Source organism: Burkholderia sp. BCC1993, from assembly GCF_905339865.1.
Taxonomy (GTDB): Bacteria; Pseudomonadota; Gammaproteobacteria; order Burkholderiales; family Burkholderiaceae; genus Burkholderia.
Map to the genome: position 1 here is coordinate 1 of NZ_CAJPGZ010000017.1, position 22,132 is coordinate 22,132.

Below are 22,132 nucleotides of genomic sequence, written 5' to 3' on the forward strand. Positions count from 1 at the left end.
CAACCATTAGACTCCACAGTAGCTACGCACCCAACGTCATCCCGACGTAACCTCCGGCGTCGGCCATAGCATAGCGGGTGCGCGTACATTCAGCGCCCCACTACCACACACTGTTAGTCCGAGTCGTTGCCAGAGTGCCGGCGCCCAGCCCCAGCATTTCTCTTGAATGCCACCAGGCACTAAGCGAGGTAGGAGTCATGAATACGCGATTTCGGAATCGTACAAACCAAAAATCGTCCAAGCCACCACCATGGAATGTCACATTAGCCACCCGAATGGCGCCCCTCCTGTCGCTCTTTACCAATACAAAGGATATTTCTTCGCTTTCTGACTTGCTTGGCAATGCGGTGCTTCCATTGGGATTTCCATGTTATGCCGTCACACGGATCTCCCTGACTTGCATTCGCTCTCGACCCAGCATGTCGATGGAGGCAATCTGCTCGCATTATCCCGATAACTGGGTGCAGCACTATCTACAGCACAACTACAGCCTCGTCGATCCCGTACATCGAGTAGCTTTTACTTCATCCGGACCTTATCGCTGGGGTGATATTACCAATTTGAACCAAGCAGAGCGACATGTGCTCTTGGAAGCATGCGACGCCGGACTCAAAAACGGGCTTAGCATTCCAATTCGTGAGGTCGGGGGCAGTGTTTTGCTCATCAATCTATCAGGGCCGTCATCCCGTATCAACGCAGAGACGAGCCGGCAGCTCGCGAGCGTAATCAGCAACCTATTTCGTTTGGAGTTGGATCGGTTCGCTCCTCCCCATCCGAGGGCATTCGTTGAGCTTTCCCCTCGTCAGCGCCAATGTCTTTCATGGGTCGCACAAGGAAAAACATCGACGGATATCTGCATGATTCTCGAAATATCCCGCCATACCGTCGAATATCATATCACTGAAGCAATGAAGGTCCTGAACGTGAATAGCAGGATAGCAGCCGCCGTCATTGCCTCCAATTACGGCCTACTTGATTGGCCCTCTTATTTTCAGTAAAAATTTTCCGAATAACGTGTGAGCGCGTCGCCGGCATGATTTACCCATGCCCCCGAGCCTCTCGAATCCCATATATTGAATAATTCTGGACCAACCAGAGATCTTCAATCTCGCACGGATGATGTGCGGCCAATACTCATTTGCGCCTCCTCCTCCCTACCTAACTAGTTCCTGTTGTTGTTTCGACTTGATACGGTGGCACCCATCAATAAACGATGGAGAACGCAAATGCCACTCATTATCGCGGGTAGGTTGAGCGACTTGCCGCTTGAACTTCGTGATGGACTCGGCGCGTTCCGGTACGACGTGTTCGTGCGCCGCCTCGGCTGGCCGCTACCCGATGTTAAGGAAAATGAAACCATAGAATGGGATCACTTTGATGGCGAAAACACCATTCAGATTATTGAACTTACTCCCGAACGGCAGATATGTGGTTGCGCACGCCTGATGCCAACTACCGCCCCATACCTGCTCCGGGAACTACTTCCTCGATCGTCGGACCTCGACTTTCCCTCGTCACCCACCGTATGGGAGCTATCGCGGTTCGCCGGCTCGGGCATGCAACTCTTTCCCTATGTTATGGCCGTCGCGGTATCCCTCGGCGCGACCCGCATCATTGGTGTCGTCACCCCGGCCATCGCACGACTGTATCGCCGCTTTGGCCTCGATCTTCAGTATGTGGGACCTCATCCGGAGACCGCTAGCTCCCCGTTCGTCGTCTGTGCCATTGATCTCACGCCCGCCGCGTTCGCCAAACTTGGATCCGATCTCGATAGTCTCCGCTCTTCAATCACGTGGCATCGTCCGCTCACGCCGAATGTTCGTGGCTCAGTGGCGGAGACGGTACCACGCGCTGCTCGTTGCGCGGCAGACGTGCAATAGGTCCCCTGCCTGCGACGACCGTCGCGCTTCGCCGAAATTAGTGCGCTCGACTTCCACGACTACAACTAGGATGTGGATCGCCGGTGGTGATGCCGGTTATCCGCATCCTTTACCCAATCCGGCCGGATGGCGGATGCGTAGGCCTGACCGGTGCGTGAACCTTCGCCGCTTGCCTGTGCCCTCAGTCCGAGACGTTCATCAATCGCATGAGCGACAGTCGAAGATTTTGGCAGACGACCGTCATCGCAGTCGGTCCAGAACACATGCATCGCGTCGAACAAAACTGAGAGGATCGCGGTCAAGTAAGGCAGGCGAACGACTACACCGCCTCCCATCGAAGTGCCATCAACAGGACCGTAGTGATCGCTCGGCACGTCGGCCGGCAGGTCTATCCGCAACGCGTCAAGTTCACGCTGCAATCGCTCTTCAACGCAGTAGTGTGCGGTCGCCGAGTTCGCCAGGACCTTGCCAAGCTCGCACAGCTTCTCGTCTTTCAGTTGAACGCATCTTGTGAGACGACGAATCTGCGTTTCGGCCCTTCGCAAACGGATCTGTAAGGTCGCGCAATCGCACGCCGGTGCCGAGCATGCGCTTGTATCACTCAATCGCGAAACATTATCGCGTTGCTCCATAGCAGGCCTCGCCTCGAACGTGGCGATATGTACTCCACACACCGCGAGAAATCGGACCGATGGTGCACCGACCTGGCCGGACTCATCGCGCCGGCGCAAATCGGTTCATCTTTTTTCGTTCCTTCACGCAGCAATGTCAACTGTGAGGATTGGGGGGTACCGATCAGCGCATCTGCGAAGTTGAACGATATGGAAAAACGAAACGTCCCGAAAAAATGAAGCGGCTTGTCTGAAGTTTCACGCTTTAGCAGAGCCGGCGAGAACACAGTAGGCCTCCTCATTGTGCCTCCAACGCAGCCTGATGGAGACGGTCTCAACAGGCACCGGAAGATCAGTGCGGTTGAGCGCACATCGGCGCACAGCGGGCGACCACCCAACAATCTGCTGATGAGCGTCGACAATTTGCGTATCCAACCGCAATAGTTCAATGTCCGGATGTCGATTGCTCCGCCAGATTTACGGCCTCGGAGACGATAAATGATCGACTCCGGGTCCAAACGATGAGAAAATCGCGCAATCGTTACAATAGCCCTGCTGACAATAGAACGTCGCAGACCCGATGCGTCGCTCCGAATTGGACTCTACGAAGCGACCATTTCAATACTGTTCCTTTTAGCCACGTGGAGTGAAGAATGGCCACCTATCAAGAGTTGAAAGCCAAGGCTGATGCGCTGCTCGTGCAAGCGGAAGAAGCTAGGCAGGCCGAACTAGCGACCGTGCTCGAAGAAGTTCGTGCGCGTATTCAAGAGTATGGCCTCACGCCGGAACAGCTCTTCGGCCGTAAGCGCGCACGTGGCGCGAATGACAGCCAAACCCCGACGGCGAAGTATCAGGATCCGAAAACGGGAAAGACGTGGAGCGGGCGCGGCCGCGAACCGTCATGGATTAAGGGTAAGAAACGTGATCGCTTCTTGATCGCCGAATGATCACCGTAGCGTAGCGATCGGTCGCCCTACGGACGCTCTCTGGGCCCGCAGCTTCATGCTGAAGGCCCGGTTGACTCTGTATCAAGCCGTTCCGGCTCAAGCGATTCCGATCCGTCTCAGTTGCCCCAACGCTGAAGACTCCTCCGCAGTCTTCGGGAATCCATGCCGTTCGTCTCGGCGGTGACTCTATTTCATACATAGCAGCGATACCGCCAGATATCGGTGAATTCAGCCTCCATTGCATCGGAATCAAGCGACATACTGACGTCACAGCCTCGCACTCGCGATACGCGGCGAGTGCGAACCTGCCCGGCCCGCATCACCGTTTCTAGAATAGACGCCGCGTCGATTCAGGCAGCGAACGTTTGCGGCGCGACCGGCGCCATTGACGCTTCGAGCATGCGTCCGCTTGAACAATATACCCCCCAGTCCTCCATCATGAGCCGCCGTCTTTCGAGTTGATCGCGACGCCGATAAGCCGCTATCGTCTGCGAAGTAATGATGTGCGCCAACGCTTCCTCTGCCAAAGAATCCGGATAGTCGGTGCATTCGGCGACCCAGTCACGAAATGTCGACCGAAAACCGTGCACGGTGATGCCGGAGTACGACATGCGTTTCAGCAGTGACAGCATCGCCATGTTCGACAGTGGGCGCCCTTCCGTGCAACCGGGAAACAGATATCCATACTTCGCCTTCGGTAGCGCACTGCGTACGATCTCGACGGCCCGCTTGCAAAGTGGCACGCGCAGCGGCCGACCGCTCTTCGTGCGATCTCCCGGGATACTCCAGACACGATTGTCGAGATCAAACTCCTCAACCCGCGCAAACCGCGCCTCGTTCGTGCGAGTCGCCGTGAGAATAAGCAGGTGCAGCACCCGTGCCGCGCGTCGGGGACGAAGCTCCAGCTCGCGGATAAACGTCGGAAGGTCTTCCCAAGGCAACGCTGGATGATGCTTTACCTGCGAGCGTTTCTTTGACCGTGGTAACACCAGTTGGAGATGGTCTACGTAACGAGCAGGGTTACCACCGGCCCGGTGGCCCATCACGGTCTCCGCGTCCAGGATCGCCTTAATGCGCCCCCGCACACGGCGCGCCGTCTCTGCCTTTTGGGTCCAAATCGGCTGCAGAATGCGGACAATCATCGCTGTGTCGATGTCGCGCACACGCACATCGCCGATGATGGGATAGGCGTAGGTCTTCAGCGTATTGTCCCATTGCTGACTGTGCTTCCGGTTTCGCCACTCCGGTTCGTGCACTCGAATGAACGCTTCAGCTGCCTCACGGAACGTCACGTTGGCATCGACGGAGATGTCGAGCAATCGACGACGCTGCTCTTCGCGCCGTGCCAGGATGGGATCGACCTGATCCCGGACCATCTCGCGGTACCTAGTGGCCAGCTTTCGCGCTTCACCAAGCGAGACTCGCGAAAGCGGTCCGAGGCCCATTTCGCGCACTCGCCTGTCGAGTGTGAAGCGAAACACCCATGAGCGTGCGCCACTGCCGGCGATCTGCATGAAGAGGCCACCGCCGTCGGCATAATGTCCCGGATCCACCGCCTTCGCGACCCGCAGCGCGCTAAGCCTATGCAACTGTCGTCCCACCATGCCGCCCTCCTTTCCTACCCACAAAACCCATGTTGCTACCCATGTTTCGTGAGGAAATTGTGGAGGACGCGGCTGGACGTCGCAAGCACATCGTTACCCACAAAACTCCGCAAAATCATGGGCTTGCGGACTTTCAGAGGAAGTTCAAGGAACGCCGCGGAAGCCCGGCATGGCGGAAGGCAGCCGGAGTCGAACCGACCCGGGAGTGTCTGACACCCCCAACCGGGTTTGAAGCCCGGCCGTACCACCGGATACGAATGCCTTCCGTGGGGAAAAAACCAAAGAACGACGAGCGCCTACGCCTGTACACCCACCCAACCGCTGTCAGGCCGCAGGAAGTGAAGATCGCGGTGGAAGCGAGTATACCCAACCCGATCGAAGAACTCGAGAATCTGGATCGCGCGCTTGCGGCCGAGCCCGGTCGCATCGCGAAACGTCGCCGCGTCGAGCCCGCCGCCGCGCGTCGGCGCGAGATGCGCCACCAGCCCGGCCAGCTCGCGCACGACATCCGCGTGATAGAACAGGTCGCGCACGACCTGATGCACGTCGCCGCGCCGCGCGAGCTTGCGCAGCAGCGTGCGCACGGCCTCCTCCTGCGCGCCCGTGTCGCGCGCCAGATCGCGGACCCACGGCGGATCGAAGCGCCCCGCATGAATCAGCGGCAGCAGTTGCTGCGCCAGCGCTTCCTCGCGCGCATCGAAACTCACCGAATGCGACGGCAGATGCAGCCACGGCCCGCTTCGCGCAACCTCCCCGCCGTCCACCAGCGCATCGATCAACGCGCGCCACAGCGCATCGCCGACGAGCGGCGCCGCCATCCGCCGCAGGCGCGCCGCATCGAGCCCCTGCTCGTCCGGCACGCGTTCGTGATACGCGCGCAGCGTATCGATCGCCCGCGCCTGCAGCGCGTCCCAATGCACCCGCGCGATCACCGTGCCGTCGTTCGACACGCGCTCGCGCTGGCCGATCGCCAGTGCGTCGTCCGGCAACGCCAGCACGTCGGGCGCGAAGCCCGTCAGGTGCGTGAGCGTCGCGCGTGCGATACCGAGCGGCGCCTGCGCGAGCAGCGCATCGAGCCGCCCTTCGTCGAGCCACGCGGCCAGTGCGTCGAGCCATGCGCGGCGCGCAGGCGTGCGACGCTTGCGGGCGGGACCGAACGGATCGAGCACACGACCGCCGCCGACGGTGCGCGTCGCCTGCGGATTGCGGACGATGAAGCGATCGCCCGGCAGCGCGAACACGGGTTCGTCGAACACCAGTTGCACGCGCATCGTGTGGCCCGCCGCGAGCGTATCGCCGTCGAGCAGCGCGACGTGCGCGACGCGATGCAGCGTGCCGAGATGCACGTGCAGCGGCGCCCAGTGCGTCAGCGTGAGCCCCGCATCGGCCAGCAGCGTCAGTTCGACGTCGAGACGCGGCGACGTCGCGACGAGCCGCGCATCCGCGACGGTATCGCCGCGCTCGACGTCCGCACGGTCGACGCCAGCCAGGTTCAGCGCGCAGCGCTCGCCCGCGCGGCCCGCGTCGACCGGCCGGTTCTGCGCATGGATGCTGCGCACGCGCGCCGCGCCGCCGGTGCGCACGACCGCGAGCGTGTCGCCGGTCGCCACGCGGCCCGCGAACGCGGTGCCCGTCACGATGGTCCCCTGCCCGGCGAGCGTGAACACGCGATCGACCGCGAGCCGGAACAGGCCGTCGTCGCGGCGCGCACGCCACGCGAGTGCCGCATCGGCGAGATGACGCTTCAATGCGGCGACGCCCGGATCGTCCTCGCGCGTCGCGCAGGTTTCGAAGATCGGCGCGCCATCGAGCGTCGAGCCGTGCAGCCACGCGGCGATCTCGTCGCGCACCGCCGACAGGCGCGCGGCGTCGACCCGATCGCACTTCGTCAGCGCGATCGCACCATGCGCGACGCCGAGCAGCTGCAGGATCGCGAGGTGCTCGCGGGTCTGCGGCATCACGCCGTCGTCGGCGGCGATCACGAGCAGCGCGAAATCGATCCCGCTCGCCCCAGCCGCCATCGTATGAATCAGCTTCTCGTGGCCCGGCACGTCGATCAGGCCGAGCACGTCGCCGTTCTCGAGCGGCGTATACGCATAGCCGAGTTCGATCGAGATGCCGCGCGCCTTCTCTTCCTTCAACCGGTCGGTGTCGACGCCGGTCAGCGCCCGCACGAGCGTCGTCTTGCCGTGATCGATATGTCCTGCGGTACCGACGATCATGCAGCCGGCCCCGCGACCTGCACGCATTGCGCGACGAATGCCGCTTCGTCCGCCGCTTCGAGACAGCGCAGGTCGAGTCGCAGCGCATTGTCGGCGATGCGGCCGATCACCGGGCGCGGCCATTCGCGCAACCGCTTCTCGAGCTGCGCGAGCGCACGGCCGCCGCGCTTGCCGTCCGGCGTGCGCACGACGAGCCCGGCGCTCGGCAACTGGTCGACCGGCAGCGCACCGCTGCCGATCTGACTGAACATCGGCTCGACCTGCACGTCGAAGCCGCCGCCGAGCGCGGCCTGCAACGCCGGACGCACGCGCTCGGCGGCCTCGGCGATCTCGCGCTGCGGCCGCGTCAGCAGACGCAGCGTCGTGAGCCGCTCGCGCAGGAATTCCGGCGCCTGGTACAGCCGCAGCACGGGTTCGAGCGCGGCGAGCGTCAGCTTGCCGACGCGCAGCGCGCGCTTGAGCGGATGTTTCTTGATCTTCGCGACGAGCGCGCGATCGCCGACGATCAGCCCGGCCTGCGGCCCGCCGAGCAGCTTGTCGCCGCTGAACGTGACGAGGTTCGCGCCGGACGCGACGGTTTCCTGCACGGTCGTCTCGTGCGGCAGGCCCCATTGCGACAGATCGGCGAGCGTGCCGCTGCCGAGGTCGACCGCCACCGGCAGCCCGTGCTCGCGCGCGAGCGGCGCGAGTTCGGCCAGCGTCACTTCCTTGGTGAAGCCGCTGATCGCGTAGTTGCTGCAGTGCACCTTCATCAGGATCGCCGTGCGCGGACCGATCGCGTCCGCGTAGTCGCGCAGATGGGTGCGGTTGGTGGTGCCGACCTCGCGCAGTTTCGCACCCGCACGGCTCATGATGTCGGGAATGCGGAATGCGCCGCCGATCTCGACCAGTTCGCCGCGCGACACGATCACTTCGCGTTTCGGCGCAAGCGCCGACAACACGAGCAACACGGCCGCGGCATTGTTGTTGACGACGGTCGCGGCTTCCGCGCCGGTCAGTTCGCACAGCAGATCGTCGATCAGGTCGTCGCGGTCGCCGCGGCGGCCGGTGGCGAGGTCGAATTCGAGGTTGACGGGTTGCGTGAGCGCGTCGACCACCGCGCGCACCGCGTCGTCGGGCAACAGCGCGCGCCCGAGATTCGTGTGCAGCACGGTGCCGGTCAGGTTGAACACCGCCCGCACGCTGCCCACGCTCTGCGCAGCCAGCGTGCAGGCGACGGCCGCCGCGATGCGCGGCTCGTCGAGCGGCCCGGCCGCCGGCGGATCCTGCTGCGCGGCGGTGCGCCAGCGTTCGAGTTCGGTGCGCACCGCGTTCAGCACGCGCGTACGGCCATAGTCGGCGAGCAGCGGCTGCAGCGGCGCCGACGTCAGCACGCGCTCCACCGACGGCACGCGTGCGAGGACGGCATTCAGTTCATTCAAACCCGGTTCGGTCACGTAATGGTGGCTCCAATTCCATGCGCGGCAGGCAGCCGGCGCAGGCGCTCGCGCGCGCCCCGGCTCCGTACCGTCATTCCGCTTCGCGCGACATGTCCGGCCATAGCAGCGGGTTCGGCGAACTGCGCTGGTAGCCGGCTTCGTTCATCAGCAGGTCGAGCGTGAGGCTCGCGAGATCGTCCGCCAGCGGCTCGAACTCGTAGTCCTTCTCCTGGTAGCCGATCTTGCGATAGGTCTTGCATTCGTCACACGACTCGGCCTTGACGGCTTCGCTGCCGCCCTCGATCCCGTGGTAAGCGATGCCCTTGGTCGAGTCGCAGTGCGAACATTTCGTGCGCACCATGTGCCACTCGGTCGTGCACAGCCCGCACTGCAGGAAACGGTAGCCCTGGTACTGGCCGCCGACGCGCACGACGCTCGCGACCGGATGCGTGCCGCACACGGGGCACAGCCCCGGCTGGTCGAGATACGGCACGTCGGCCGGTGCCACGCGGCTCGCGAGGTCGGTCCAGACGACCTGCAGCGCGGCCATCAGGAACGGCGCGGTGGCCGGATCGACTTCGGCGAAGCGCAACGCGAGGATCGCGTCGGCCTGCGCGTCGAGTTCGGCGGGCGCCATCAGGCGCAGCCGGTCGAGCAGCTTCGCGAGCGACGGATTGACGAGCCCGGCGCTTTCGACGCGGTCGAGCAGTTCGTACAGCACGGCCCGCCACTGCGGGTTGCGCTCGCCGTCGAGCGCCGGCACGAGCGGCATCGAATGCTGCTGCGCGCGTGCGATCGCTTCGGGCGACGGCATCGGCAGGTTCAGCGCCTGCAGCGTCGCGTGCTGCGCGTCGGCAACGGTCGCCATCAGCCGCAGGTAGCCGCTGATCGGGTTCAGGTCGGCAAGCTTGCGCAGCCGGGCGGCACGCGCGGCGAACGCGGTGCCGCGCTCCGGCAGGCGGAAGCGCGGAATGGCCGAATGATCGAGCGCCGAAATCTCGGTCGGTTCGAGAATGCGTTGTGTCACGAAAATGTCTTCCAAATAAACAAGCGCCGACAGGTCGGCGCTTCAGGCGGTTCCGACGGCTGACGGAACGGCCCGCCGCGATCGGCGAGCCGCCCCGCTCCAGTGCGTTATTTCACGCTTTCACGGAACCACTTCGGGTGATGCTTGCGGGCCCAGCCCAGCGTGACGGTGCCGCGCACCATCGCCCCGATCGAACCCTTCACCCACAACGCCGCGTAAATGTGCACGATGATGCTCGCGATCAGCACGAAGGCCGCCACGGCATGCACGACAGCGGCCGCGCGGATCACCCCGATCGGGAAGTAGAACGAGAAGTAGCGCCGCCAGATCACGACCCCCGACAGCAGGAGCAGCAGCAGGCACGCCACCAACGTGAAGAATAGCAGCTTCTGTCCGGCGTTATAGCGCCCGACGGGCGGCAGCCTGTCTTCCTGGTTGGTCAGCACGTCGCCGATCTGCTTCAGCCATTGGCGGTCGTCCGCGTCGAGCGTGTTGTGATGCCAGAAGCGCACCACGAGAATCGCGAACGACACGAACATCACGAGACCGACGAACGGATGCAGGATCCGCGTCCACTGGCCGCCGCCGAACAGCGCGGTGAGCCAGAACATCGACGGATGGAACAGCGCGAGCCCGGACAGCGCGAGCAGCACGAACGTGATCGCGGTGATCCAGTGGTTCGTGCGCTCGTTCGGCGTGTAGCGGACGATCAGGTTGGGGTCGTCGTGCTTCATTTTCCGTCCTCCTTGATGCGTCGCGCCTCGTCGCGGGCGGCGGCTTCCTCTTCCTCGCTGACCTCGTTCGGACCGACCCGGGTGTAGTGGAAGAACCCGGCCAGCGCGGTCAGCGCAAGGCCGGCGACCGCGAGCGGCTTCGCGACGCCCTTCCACAGCTTCACCATCGGGCTGATCGACGGATTGTCGGGCAGCCCGTGGTACAGCGACGGCTTATCGGCGTGGTGCAGCACGTACATCACGTGCGTGCCGCCGACGCCCTGCGGGTCGTACAGCCCCGCATGCTCGAAGCCGCGCTCCTTCAGGTCCTCGATCCGCTCGGCCGCGTGCTGCTTCATGTCCTCCTTGGTGCCGAACACGATCGCGCCGGTCGGGCAGGTCTTCACGCAGGCCGGTTCCTGGCCGACCGCGACGCGGTCGGAACAGAGCGTGCACTTGTACGCGCGATGATCCTTCTTCGAGATCCGCGGCACGTTGAACGGGCAGCCGGTCACGCAATAGCCGCAACCGATGCAGTTCTCCTCGTGGAAATCGACGATCCCGTTGTTGTACTGCACGATCGCGCCCGGCGACGGACACGCCTTCAGGCAGCCCGGATCCTCGCAGTGCATGCAGCCGTCCTTGCGGATCAGCCACTCGAGGTCGCCCGCCGGGTTCTCGTATTCGGCGAAGCGCATCACCGTCCACGAGTGCTCCGACAGGTCGGCCGGGTTGTCGTACACGCCGACGTTGGTGCCGACTTCGTCGCGCAGGTCGTTCCACTCCATGCATGCCGTCTGGCATGCCTTGCAGCCGATGCACTTCGATACGTCGATCAGTTTCGCGACGCTCCCGGTCACCGGTTCGCGCGCCGTGGGCGGCGGCGTCGTGGTGGCCGAGACGCGCTTGATATCCAGCGATTGCAATGCCATCTCTTCCCCCTTACGCCTTTTCGACCTTCACCAGGAACGACTTGAATTCCGGTGTGTACGAGTTGCCGTCGCCTACGGACGGAGTCAGGGTATTGGCGAGATAGCCGGGCTTCGTCAGACCCTTGAAGCCCCAGTGCAACGGGACGCCGACCGTCTGGACCTTCTTGCCCTCGATCGTCAGCGGCTTGATCCGCTTCGTGACGAGCGCGACCGCGACGATGTAGCCGCGCTTGGACGACACCTTCACGCGATCGCCGTGCGCGACGCCGACTTCCTTCGCGAGGTCTTCGCCGATCTCGACGAATTGCTCGGGCTGGATGATCGAGTTCAGCCGCGCATGCTTGGTCCAGTAGTGGAAATGCTCGGTCAGCCGGTACGTCGTCGCGACGTGCGGGAACTCCGATGCCTTGCCGAACGACGCGCGGTCGTCCGGGAACACGCGGGCGGCCGGATTGTTCAGCGCCTGCGGGTTGTCAGGGTGCAGCGGGTTCGCCGCGAGCGGCGTCTCGAACGGCTCGTAGTGCTCGGGGAACGGACCTTCGTTCATCCCCGCGCGGGCGAAGAAGCGCGCGACGCCTTCCGGGTTCATGATGAACGGCCCCATCCCGTTCTCGGGCGGTTCGTCCGCCTTGAAGTCCGGAATGTCGGGGCCCTTCCACGCGCTGCCGTTCCAGCCGATCAGCTTGCGGGTCGGGTCGAACGGCTTGCCGCTCACGTCGCACGATGCGCGGTTGTACAGGATCCGCCGGTTGGCCGGCCAGGCCCACGCCCAGTTCAGCGTCTGGCCGATGCCGGTCGGGTCCGAGTTGTCGCGCCGGCCCATCTGGTTGCCGGCCTGCGTCCAGGCACCGCAGAAGATCCAGCAGCCGCTCGCGGTCGTGCCGTCGTCCTTCAGCTGCGCGAACGCGGCGAGCTGCTCGCCCTTCTTCACAAGCATCTTGGCCGGATCCTTCGGGTCGGGCAGGTCGGCGAGCGCACGGCCGTTGAACTCCATCGCGAGCTCTTCGGGCGTCGGGCTTTCCGGGTTCGCGTACGGCCAGGTCAGGTTCACGATCGGGTCCGGATACTTGCCGCCGTCCGCCTGGTACATCTTGCGCATGCGCAGGAACAGCCCCGACATGATCTCGAGATCGCTCCTCGCCTCGCCCGGCGGCTCCGCGCCCTTCCAGTGCCATTGCAGCACGCGGCTCGAACTGACGAGCGAGCCGTTTTCCTCCGCGAAGCACGTGGTCGGCAGCCGGAACACCTCGGTCTGGATCTTCGACGCATCGACGTCGTTGTAGTCGCCGTGATGCTTCCAGAACTCGGATGTCTCGGTCGCGAGCGGATCCATGATCACGAGCCACTTCAGCTTCGCGAGGCCGGCCGCCGTCTTCACCTTCGACGGCGCCGCCGCGAGCGGGTTGAAGCCCTGGCAGATGTAGCCGTTCATCTTGCCGGCATTCATCAGCTCGATCGCCTGCAGCAGGTCGTACTGCTTGTCCAGCTTCGGCAGGTAGTCGTAGGCCCAGTTGTTCTCGGCGGTCGCGACATCGCCCCACCACGACTTCATGAAGCTGACGTGGAAGGCCTTGTAGTTCTTCCAGTAGCTCAGCTGGTTCGGCCGCAGCGGCAGCTGCACGCGCTTCTTGATGTAGCCGTCGAAATCCTGCTCGGCCTGCATCGGCAGCGTCATGTAGCCCGGCAGCAGGTTCGACATCAGCCCGAGGTCGGTCAAGCCCTGGATGTTCGAGTGGCCGCGCAGCGCGTTCATCCCGCCGCCGGCGATGCCGATGTTGCCGAGCAGCAGCTGCACCATCGCGCCGGTGCGGATCATCTGCGCGCCGACCGAGTGGTGGGTCCAGCCGAGCGCGTACAGGATCGTGCCGGCGCGGCCAGGCACGGCCGTCGTCGCGAGCATCTCGCACACCTTCAGGAATTTCTCCTTCGGCGTGCCGCAGGTCTGCTGGACCATGTCCGGCGTATAGCGCGCGTAGTGCTGCTTCAGCAGGTTGTAGACGCAGCGCGGATGCTGCAGCGTCGGGTCGACCTTCGCGAAGCCGTCGTCGCCGCGCTCGTAGTCCCAGCTCGATTTGTCCGGATACGCGTGCTTCTCCGCGTCGTAGCCGGAATAGATGCCGTCGTTGAACGCGAAATCCTCGCGCACGATGAACGAGAAGTCCGTGTAGTTCTTCACGTACTCATGCTGGATCTTGTCGTTCGTCAGCAGATAGTTGATCACACCGCCCAGGAAGACGATGTCGGTGCCGGTGCGGATCGGCGCGTAGTAGTCGGCCACCGAGGCCGTACGCGTGAAGCGCGGGTCGACGACGATCAGCCGCGCCTTGCGGTGCGCCTTCGCCTCCGTTACCCACTTGAAACCGCACGGATGGGCCTCGGCTGCATTGCCGCCCATCACGAGAATCACGTCCGCGTTCTTGATGTCGACCCAATGGTTCGTCATCGCTCCACGGCCAAACGTCGGGGCAAGACCTGCCACCGTCGGGCCATGTCAGACACGCGCCTGATTGTCGAATACGAGCATTCCCAGACTGCGGACAGTCTTGTGCGTGAGGTAACCGACTTCGTTGCTGCCCGCCGATGCGGCCAGCATGCCGGTGGTCAGCCAGCGGTTGACCTTCGCGCCGTCTTCCGCCGTCTCGACGAAGTTCGCGTCGCGGTCGGCCTTCATCAGCTTCGCGATCCGGTCGAGCGCGTCGTTCCATGAGATGGGTTCCCACTTGTCCGAGCCGGGCGCACGATACTCGGGGTGCGTCAGGCGGTTCGGGCTGTGGATGAAATCGATCAGGCTCGCACCCTTCGGGCACAGCGTGCCGCGATTGACGGGATGATCGGGATCGCCTTCGATATGGATGATGCTCGGCTTCGCATTCTTCGCGCCGTCACCGAGGCTGTACATCAGGATGCCGCAACCCACTGAACAATAAGGACAGGTGTTGCGCGTTTCGACTGTGCGCGCCAGCTTGTACTGTCGGACCTCGGCGAGCGCTTCCGTCGGAGAAAAGCCCAGCAGGGCAAGACTCGATCCGGCAAGCGACGTGGCCGTCACCTTCAGGAACTGGCGCCGGGACATTTGTAGCATGATGGTCTCGGCGTTTTTGTGGGGTGGATGAAACTGAAAGGAATTATAGACAGTTCAGGCAACTATGATCGATTCGTCGGATCAATACCGACTTGTCTGATCCACCGATGTCCTGCGTTCAACGCACAACCGAACCGCCATGAAACGACAGATCACGTCCGAGGCCACCCGCCTCGCGCAACAACAGGCCAACTGGGCACTCAACGCGTTCAGGCGCTTCTCCTCCGACCGCTGCTCGGCGATGGCCGCGAGCATCGCGTTCTTCTCGGCGTTCTCGCTCGCGCCGACGCTCGTGATGGTGATCGCCGTGGCCGGCTGGTTCTACGGCGACGACGCCGCACGCGGCCAGGTGTTCGAGCAGGCCCACCAGTTGATCGGCGACGATGCGGCGGCCAGCATCCAGACGATCGTGCAGAACGCGCATCGCGCGGGCCAGCGCGGCGGCATCGCGACGCTGATCTCGTTCGCCGCGCTCGCGCTCGGCGCGTCGGCGACGTTCGCGTCGCTGAACACCGCGCTCTCCGTGATCTGGCCGAGCACGGAAAGCCGCTGGTCGAGCATGCTCGGGCTCGTGCGCGTGCGGCTCGTTTCGTTCGGGCTCGTGCTCGGCGTCGCGTTCCTGCTGATCGTGTCGCTCGTGCTCGATACCGCGATCACGTTCATCGGCACCTGGCTGCTCGGCGATTCACCGTATGTCGCGATCACCAACCTGCTGCAGTTCTTCGTCGGCATCGCGGTGCTCGCGGGCGCGTTCGCCGCGCTGATGAAGTTCCTGCCCGATGCGCGCGTCGCATGGCACGACGCGACGATCGGCGGGATCGTGTCCGCGATCCTGTTCTCCGGCGGCAAGAAGCTGTTCGCGCTGTATCTCGCGCACGCGGGCACGGCCAGTGCGTTCGGCGCGGCCGGATCGTTCGCGGTCCTGTTGATGTGGCTGTACTTCTCGGCGGCCGTGCTGCTGCTCGGCGCGGAATTCGCGGCCGCGCGCGGCGATGCGCATCGCCGCAACGGCAACGTCCCGGCCGTGTCCGCGCCGACGGATCGCACCGCCGATCGCTCAGGCGGCAACTGAATCCCCACGTATTGCTTCCCGCGCGGCCGCGCATCGCGCGCCGCATCGTCGCCCTACGCGACTGCCTTCGTTTCCGCAACCCATCCCGGCCGCCGTGCGTTGATGCGTTCTTTGCATCAGCGCGCGATGCAGCCTGCAACGGCAAACGTTTGCATGTCTCGATTTCCGTGCGCCAACCGGCCAAACCCGCCCCTCCATCACCGAACGCACCAACCGCTGCAACAATCGCGGCGCAGCAATTGTCAACTATTTCAAAAAGAGGAACAGTCCTTGATGTGCTTGATATATATAGACTTTTTCTCGCTGTTACCTTTTCGAGACACTTTATTTTTTAAGCTTTCTTGCAGGTATGGCACTGAGCTATTCTCCAATCCGCAACAAATAAATGAATGACGAATCATTTGCGTGGAGATACTCAACGATGAAGAAACTCGCACTCTCGACCCTCTCGCTCGCCCTGCTGGGCGCCGCTGGCGCTGCTCACGCTCAGTCGAGCGTGACGCTGTACGGCGTGATCGATACGTCGATCGCATGGGTTCACGGCAACGACGGTCAGGCCAACAACTCGTGGCAAATGCTGTCGGGCAACCTGCAAGGCAGCCGTTGGGGCCTGAAAGGTGCTGAAGACCTCGGCGGTGGCCTGAAGGCGATCTTCCAGTTGGAAAACGGTTTTGATCCGGGCACCGGCCACCTGAACCAGGGCGGTCGCATGTTCGGTCGTCAGGCATACGTCGGCCTCGAGAGCGCCCAGTACGGTACGCTGACGCTCGGCCGCCAGTACGACCCGCTGGTCGACCTGGTCCAGGCAGTCACGGCTGACAACTACTTCGGCAGCGTGATGGCAACGCCGGGCGACGTCGACAACAACGACAACTCGCTGCGCGTCAGCAACGCAATCAAGTACACGTCGCCGGTCTGGGCAGGCTTCCAGGTCGAAGGCATGTACGCCCTCGGCGGCGTTGCAGGCAAGACGGGCTCGGGCCAGACGTGGTCGGTCGCAGCTGCCTACAACAACGGCCCGGTCGGCGTTGCAGCAGGCTACTTCTACGCAGCCAACCCGTCGCCGACGACGGCGATTGCACGCGGCGGCTGGGGTTCGACGACCTCGGACAACATCATCGACGGCCCGATCAACTCGGGTTATGCAACGGCGAAGTCGATCGCGATCGCACAAGTCGCAGGCCAGTACGCACTCGGCCCGGTGACGTTCGGCCTCGGCTACAGCAACGCACAGTACAAGCCGGACGCATTCTCGGGCTTCGGTTCGACCGAAAAGTACAACACGGGCCGCGCGTTCGTGACGTACCAGGTCACGCCGCCGCTGCTGCTGGGCCTCGGCTACTCGTACACGAAGGCGAGCGGCGATACGGACGCGAAGTACCACCAGATCGGTATCGGCGCGGACTACTCGCTGTCGAAGCGCACGGACATCTACCTGGTCGGTGCATACCAGCACGCGAGCGGCACCCAGCGCGTGGACGCGACGACGACGCAAAGCGCGCAAGCGTCGATCGCTTCGTACGGCTTCGCCGGCAAGAGCTCGGCCGAACTGGTCGCACTCGGCATTCGCCACAAGTTCTAAGAAGTACGTTTCCGGTGTGCATGGCGTCTCCGACGCCGTGCCGCCGAACTGCAAAACCAGTCACCGGTTTCGGCCGTGGCTGGTTTTTTTTCGTCCGTTGCGGCGCCGCCGTGGCGAGCGGCGACCGTGGTCAGCACCGTGGGTACGGCAAACGGCCGGGAGCGGCGCCTGGGCCGCCTGTCGCGCGCCGGAAGCGTGTCCGGAGGCATCCGGATACCCTGCATTGTCAGACCGCGGCATACGGCCGGTCAGGCGCATGCCGCACTGGCTACCACCGCGCTCCCATATTCCTCCTGACGCGCGCCTGGAGGATCCGGCGTCGCAACGGACGCATGTGTGTCCACCCTGCCGATTTCGCTACCGCGACGCGAAGCACTATGCTTCGACGTGTCGATTTCGACGGCCTTCGTCCGTCGTATCGATGGCGGCACGCAGATTGCCCCGTTCCTCACCGACACACCCGACAGGAGACGCTCCATGACGATTCAGAAGATCACGCCGTTCCTCTGGTACTCGACGGAAGCCGAAGAAGCCGCGGCCTTCTATGCGGGCATTTTCCCGGACTCGCGCGTCGTGCGCGTCACGGCGGTCGCGGGCACCAGCGGCACCCGGATGGTCGAGTTCGAGCTGTTCGGGCAGCCGTTCATCGCGATGAGCCACCCGCGCACCGAGACGTTCAACCACGCGATCTCGCTGATGATCAGTTGCGCCGACCAGGCGGAGCTCGACCGCTACTGGAGCGCGCTGCTCGACAACGGCGGCACGGCCGACGGCTGCGGCTGGCTGCGTGACCGCTTCGGCGTCTCGTGGCAGATCGTGCCCGACGCATTGATCCCGATGATGGCCGACCGCGACGAGGTCAAGGCGGCGCGCGTGGCCGCTGCCATGATGCAGATGACGAAGTTCGACGTCGCCGCGCTGAAGGCCGCATACGCCGGCACGGCGGGCTGACGAAGCCACGGACGCTGCGCGCCCTTCGCGCGGGCAGCGGCACGCACGTGCAGCGCGTGCGGTTCGCGCACGACCGCGTGCGCCCACCGGATTGCATCGCGCCGCGACGCAATCGCGGGCAGCGGGCGCGCGCGCCGCTACGTCGACAGCATCGCTTCGACGATCCGTCGCGCGTAGCGCACGAACGCGGCGACCGTCACCGGCAGGTCGATGTCGCTGCGCGGTTTCAGCCCGCCGTCGCACGCCGAGCCGAATCCGAACAGATGCATCGCCTGCTGCATCGCGCCGAGATGCCGCTCGATCGCCGCACGCGCGGCAGTCGCTTGGTCGGCGATCCCGACGGGAACGATCGCTGCGTTCTTCATCACGCGAGACTCGCGCGACACACGCGCAATGCGCAGCGATGCAAGACCGCGCGCCGGCACGAACACGACGATCCGGCCATCCGCGCAAGCGGCCCGCGACACAGGATGCGCGTCACGTCATGCCGTATCCGCGCTGTGCGATGCCGACGCGGCCACGCGATTTGCGCGGCGCAATAAAAATCCCCGTACGCTTTCGCGTACGGGGATCGTCGGACATCGCAACGGCCGCCGACCTGCAATCGGCGACCGTTACGCGGCATTACGCAGCCGCGTCCTTCAGCTTCTTCAGCGCACGTGCCTTCACGCGCACGCTGGCCGGCTTTGCCGGGAACCAGCGCTCTTCGCCCGTGAACGGATCCTTGCCGAAGCGCTTCTTCTTCGCCGGCACGACTTGCGCCGTGATCTTCAGCAGACCCGGCAGCGTGAACTCGCCTGCGCCCTTCTTGTGGACCGAGCCCAGCACGACGTTCTCGAGCGCGACGAGCACTGCCTTGACCGCCTTCACTTCGACAGCTGCACGCTCAGCGATGTGCGTTGCGAGCGATGCCTTCGTGAACTTGTCCTTCAGCGGCGTCGGAGCGGCCGGTGCTGCCTTCGCGACAGCCTTCTTGGCCACTACTTTCTTCGCGGGCGCAGCCTTTTTGGCAGCCACTTTCTTGGTGGCCGGTGCGGCAGCCTTCTTGGCCACCTTTTTTGCGGAAGTCGCCATGTTTCTCCTACCAGGTGTGGTCGTTGGATACACGAAGCGTGCAACGCGCGCGCTTCAACGCCGGATTCTACAAGCGCCGTGACGCTTCGTGCAGTACTTTTATGCGTTTTCGCGGGGTTTCCCGCAGGTTTTGTTGCGCACGACCGACTTCGCCGACGCTCGAGCAACGAAAAACGCCTTCACGTATACGTCGAAACGCGTCCGAACGCGAATTACGTTCGATATTTGCGCACCTATACTGACTTCGCTCAGTGCCCCGGATGCCTTCATGCGCGAAGTCAGATACGTCAAAGGACTCGACGGCCTGCGAGCCCTCGCCGTCATCCTCGTTTTCCTGTCCCACAAGGGCCACGTCCTCGCTGTCGACGTGGGCAAGCTCGGTGTGTGGACGTTTTTCTTCATCAGCGGATTCCTGATCGTCGGCGAACTGCATCGCAACCGTCAGGCAATCGAGAGCGGCACGATGACGCGCCGCCATGCGCTGGCGCTGTTCCTCGCGAAGCGCGCGCTGCGGATCTTTCCCGTCTACTACCTGCTGCTCGCCGCGCTCGCGATCGCGCACGCGCTGTTCTACCAGCGCGGCGTCAATCTCGGGCTCGCGTGGCACGCCACGTTCCTGTCGAACTACTGGATCGGCGTCGTCAAGGACGGCTGGCCAGGCTCCACGTCGCACTTCTGGAGCCTCGCGGTCGAGCAGCAGTTCTATCTGATTGCGCCGCTCACGCTGCTCGCGGTGCCGGCCGCGCGCCACGTCGCGCTCGGCGTCGCGGCCGTCGCGCTGTGCGCGCTCGCGCATCTCGCGCTCTACGCGGTCGACGCATCGCCGGTGCTGATCTACGCGTTTTCCCCGTGGAATTTCGCGCTGATCGCGCTGGGTGGCGTCGGCGCAATGGCGCTCGCCGATCGCGGCCAGGACGTCGTCCGCCGCATTCCGCCCGGCTGGCTCGGCGTCGCCGGCGTCGCGTTCTTCCTCGCGCTGCCCGCGCTCACGACGCTGCCGGACGTCGTCACGGGGCTCACGGATCTCGGCCTGTCCGCGTCGCTCGGCGCGCTGATGCTGTGGATCGTCACCGAACCCGACCACCCGGCCGTGGCACTGCTCGACTGGGCGCCGCTCGTCTATCTCGGCACGATCAGCTACGGCTTCTACCTGTTCCACAACCTGATTCCGGCACGTCTCGGCGAGATGCCCACGCTGTTCGCGCACGTGCCGATGCCCGCAATCGTCCGGGACGTGCTGCCGGAACTGCTGCAGTTCGCGCTCGCCGTGCTGCTCGCGCATCTGTCGTGGCGCTATCTGGAAAAGCGCTTGCTCGACTTCAAGAAGCCGATCGCCGCGATGCTGGCCCGGTACTTCGTCGCACGGCCGGGCACGTCGCCGCGCTGAGCGGAGCACCGGGGCGGACACGACACAACCGGAACATGTGCGTCGGGGCCGGCGATGCCGCGCGCCGAAACGGTGCGGCCATCGGCCCGGTTCGCCCATCGGTTCGAGACGCGCGTGACGTCGGCGGACAGACGATCCCCTGCGGCACGGGGATGCGCGATCGAACGCCATTGCAAATCGACGCGCCGACCCGGCACGCCGACGGCTATCGCACCGCCCGACCGTCGCTCATCGGGCCGCACGCGACCGGCGCGTCGGCACCGGTTTCATCGCCACGGTGTCCGGGATCCGACGCACCGCACACCGCGCAACGTGCACGCGAACCCGCCTCGCCGTCCGGCGGCACACCGGAATCGTCGCGCACGCACCCGCTCGACGCCGCCCGGATTCAGCACCGCCGATCACCCGCCGCCCCACGCCTGCGCGGCGAATGCACGCAAAAAAGCCCCGGCGCACAAGGCGGCCGGGGCCAACGGAACAACCACCACCTGAAACAGCGGAGCAGCGCGGCTGCTTATGCGACAGCAGCCAGCGCGGGCAGGCAGGTACGCAGGTACGCCTCGAATTCGCGGCTCACTTCCGGATGCTGGAGCGCGAGTTCGACGGTCGCCTTGAGGTAGCCGATCTTGCTGCCGCAATCGAAACGCGTGCCGAAGTAGCGATACGCAAGCACCTGTTCGTTCGCGAGCAGCGACTGGACGGCATCGGTGAGCTGCAGTTCGCCGCCCGCGCCCGGCTTGAGCTTGCGCAGGTGATCGAAGATCGTCGGCATGAACACGTAGCGGCCGACCACGCCGAGGTTCGACGGCGCGTCTTCGGGCGCCGGCTTCTCGATGATGCCCGACAGCTTGATGACATCCTCTTCCCATTCGCGGCCTTCGACGACGCCGTACGAGCGGCTGTCCTCGCGCGCGATCGTCTCGACGCCGATCACCGAGCTGTGATAGTGGTCGAACACGTCGACGAGCTGCTTGAGCACCGGCTGCTCGCCGTGCAGCAGGTCGTCGGCGAGGATCACCGCGAACGGCTCGCCGTGCACGAGCTTCTCCGCGCACAGCACCGCATGGCCGAGGCCGAGTGCTTCCGGCTGGCGCACGTAGAAGCAGTTGACGTTGCTCGGCTTGATGCCGCGCACGAGTTCCAGCAGCTTTTCCTTGCCGCGCGCCTCGAGTTCCGCCTCGATCTCGTACGACTTGTCGAAGTGATCCTCGATCGCACGCTTGCTGCGCCCGGTGACGAAGATCATCTCGGTGATACCGGCGTTGATCGCTTCCTCGACCGCGTACTGAATCAGCGGCTTGTCGACGACGGGCAACATCTCCTTCGGGCTCGCCTTCGTTGCCGGGAGGAACCGCGTGCCGAGACCGGCAACGGGGAACACGGCCTTGGTGACTTTCAACATGTTCGCATCCTGATTGCGTTGACTGCGCCGCGTCGCTGGACGACCCGGCGCGATGGTTTTCCGAACGGCATATCGAGAACCGACGGCACGGCCAATTCCACTCCGCTCATTTTCGATATGGACCGATTGCCCATGTTTCCGGAAAAGAGATAATCTTCGAATCCGGTCGATATTGCCGAACCCGGCACCGATACAGAAACAAATTACCGATTTTCCGGATACAAATTC

17 protein-coding genes, 1 tRNA gene and 1 pseudogene are annotated in these 22,132 nt (G+C 64.1%); 7 read left to right on the plus strand and 12 right to left on the minus strand.

Translation table 11 applies throughout. The features are described from left to right. Positions 1–197: 197 nt before the first annotated feature. Positions 198–998, plus strand: coding sequence for a LuxR family transcriptional regulator (locus U4Y91_RS26575; protein WP_321807591.1), 801 nt, complete (start codon positions 198–200; stop codon positions 996–998). A gap of 228 nt (positions 999–1,226) precedes the next feature. After that, positions 1,227–1,880 (plus strand): acyl-homoserine-lactone synthase, encoded by a 654-nt coding sequence (locus U4Y91_RS26580; RefSeq protein ID WP_321807592.1) that lies wholly within the window; start codon positions 1,227–1,229, stop codon positions 1,878–1,880. 65 nt (positions 1,881–1,945) lie between these two features. Here the strand turns inward: U4Y91_RS26580 and U4Y91_RS26585 are convergent, their stop codons facing one another. Next, positions 1,946–2,512: a hypothetical protein gene (locus tag U4Y91_RS26585; RefSeq protein WP_321807593.1), complete on the minus strand. Its 567-nt coding sequence runs from the start codon at positions 2,510–2,512 to the stop codon at positions 1,946–1,948. A 632-nt stretch (positions 2,513–3,144) separates the two neighbouring features. Between U4Y91_RS26585 and U4Y91_RS26590 the strand changes: the two genes are divergently transcribed. Next, positions 3,145–3,438: an H-NS histone family protein gene (locus tag U4Y91_RS26590; RefSeq protein ID WP_321807594.1), complete on the plus strand. Its 294-nt coding sequence runs from the start codon at positions 3,145–3,147 to the stop codon at positions 3,436–3,438. Positions 3,439–3,788: 350 nt separating this feature from the next. On the opposite strand, the gene U4Y91_RS26595 is transcribed toward U4Y91_RS26590, so the two are convergent. The 8 genes from U4Y91_RS26595 to fdnG form a co-directional block, all read right to left on the minus strand. Continuing rightward, entirely contained in the window at positions 3,789–5,042 is a 1,254-nt protein-coding gene (locus U4Y91_RS26595; RefSeq protein ID WP_321807595.1) for a tyrosine-type recombinase/integrase, read from the minus strand. Between the two features lie 170 nt (positions 5,043–5,212). Next, positions 5,213–5,308, minus strand: a tRNA-Sec gene (locus tag U4Y91_RS26600). Between the two features lie 30 nt (positions 5,309–5,338). After that, positions 5,339–7,264, minus strand: coding sequence for a selenocysteine-specific translation elongation factor (selB, locus tag U4Y91_RS26605; RefSeq protein WP_321807596.1), 1,926 nt, complete (start codon positions 7,262–7,264; stop codon positions 5,339–5,341). Further along, positions 7,261–8,700, minus strand: a complete 1,440-nt coding sequence (gene selA, locus U4Y91_RS26610) for an L-seryl-tRNA(Sec) selenium transferase (RefSeq protein ID WP_321807597.1) — start codon at positions 8,698–8,700, stop codon at positions 7,261–7,263. The genes selB and selA overlap by 4 nt, the downstream gene beginning before the upstream one ends. Before the next feature lie 73 nt (positions 8,701–8,773). Then, entirely contained in the window at positions 8,774–9,709 is a 936-nt protein-coding gene (gene fdhE / locus U4Y91_RS26615) for a formate dehydrogenase accessory protein FdhE (protein WP_321807598.1), read from the minus strand. A 107-nt stretch (positions 9,710–9,816) separates the two neighbouring features. After that, positions 9,817–10,443 (minus strand): formate dehydrogenase subunit gamma, encoded by a 627-nt coding sequence (locus U4Y91_RS26620; RefSeq protein WP_321807599.1) that lies wholly within the window; start codon positions 10,441–10,443, stop codon positions 9,817–9,819. Beyond that, entirely contained in the window at positions 10,440–11,354 is a 915-nt protein-coding gene (gene fdxH / locus U4Y91_RS26625; protein WP_321807600.1) for a formate dehydrogenase subunit beta, read from the minus strand. The genes U4Y91_RS26620 and fdxH overlap by 4 nt, the downstream gene beginning before the upstream one ends. 10 nt (positions 11,355–11,364) lie before the next feature. Then, positions 11,365–14,436: a formate dehydrogenase-N subunit alpha gene (fdnG, locus tag U4Y91_RS26630; RefSeq protein WP_321807601.1), complete on the minus strand. Its 3,072-nt coding sequence runs from the start codon at positions 14,434–14,436 to the stop codon at positions 11,365–11,367. 139 nt (positions 14,437–14,575) lie between these two features. On the opposite strand from fdnG, the gene U4Y91_RS26635 reads away from it, so the two are divergent. The 3 genes from U4Y91_RS26635 (at position 14,576) to U4Y91_RS26645 (ending at position 18,041) form a co-directional block, all read left to right on the plus strand. Continuing rightward, positions 14,576–15,508 (plus strand): YihY/virulence factor BrkB family protein, encoded by a 933-nt coding sequence (locus tag U4Y91_RS26635; RefSeq protein ID WP_321807602.1) that lies wholly within the window; start codon positions 14,576–14,578, stop codon positions 15,506–15,508. 421 nt (positions 15,509–15,929) lie between these two features. Then, positions 15,930–17,090 carry a porin gene (locus U4Y91_RS26640; RefSeq protein ID WP_321807603.1) on the plus strand — a complete coding sequence of 387 codons (1,161 nt, stop codon included), beginning with the start codon at positions 15,930–15,932 and terminating at the stop codon, positions 17,088–17,090. Between the two features lie 477 nt (positions 17,091–17,567). Then, positions 17,568–18,041 carry a VOC family protein gene (locus tag U4Y91_RS26645; protein WP_044843835.1) on the plus strand — a complete coding sequence of 158 codons (474 nt, stop codon included), beginning with the start codon at positions 17,568–17,570 and terminating at the stop codon, positions 18,039–18,041. Positions 18,042–18,226: 185 nt separating this feature from the next. On the opposite strand, the pseudogene U4Y91_RS26650 reads toward U4Y91_RS26645, so the two are convergent. Together U4Y91_RS26650 and U4Y91_RS26655 are read right to left on the minus strand one after the other, a co-directional pair. Then, positions 18,227–18,406 (minus strand): annotated as a pseudogene (locus U4Y91_RS26650) (ANT(3'') family aminoglycoside nucleotidyltransferase); the annotation flags it as partial. A 259-nt stretch (positions 18,407–18,665) separates the two neighbouring features. Beyond that, positions 18,666–19,115 carry an HU family DNA-binding protein gene (locus U4Y91_RS26655; RefSeq protein ID WP_011548077.1) on the minus strand — a complete coding sequence of 150 codons (450 nt, stop codon included), beginning with the start codon at positions 19,113–19,115 and terminating at the stop codon, positions 18,666–18,668. Positions 19,116–19,383: 268 nt separating this feature from the next. Here U4Y91_RS26655 and U4Y91_RS26660 point away from each other — a divergent pair, with 268 nt between their 5' ends. Beyond that, positions 19,384–20,502, plus strand: a complete 1,119-nt coding sequence (locus tag U4Y91_RS26660; RefSeq protein ID WP_321807604.1) for an acyltransferase — start codon at positions 19,384–19,386, stop codon at positions 20,500–20,502. Between the two features lie 514 nt (positions 20,503–21,016). Here U4Y91_RS26660 and galU read toward each other — a convergent pair. Beyond that, entirely contained in the window at positions 21,017–21,904 is an 888-nt protein-coding gene (gene galU / locus U4Y91_RS26665) for a UTP--glucose-1-phosphate uridylyltransferase GalU (RefSeq protein ID WP_034185830.1), read from the minus strand. Positions 21,905–22,132 lie beyond the last annotated feature (228 nt).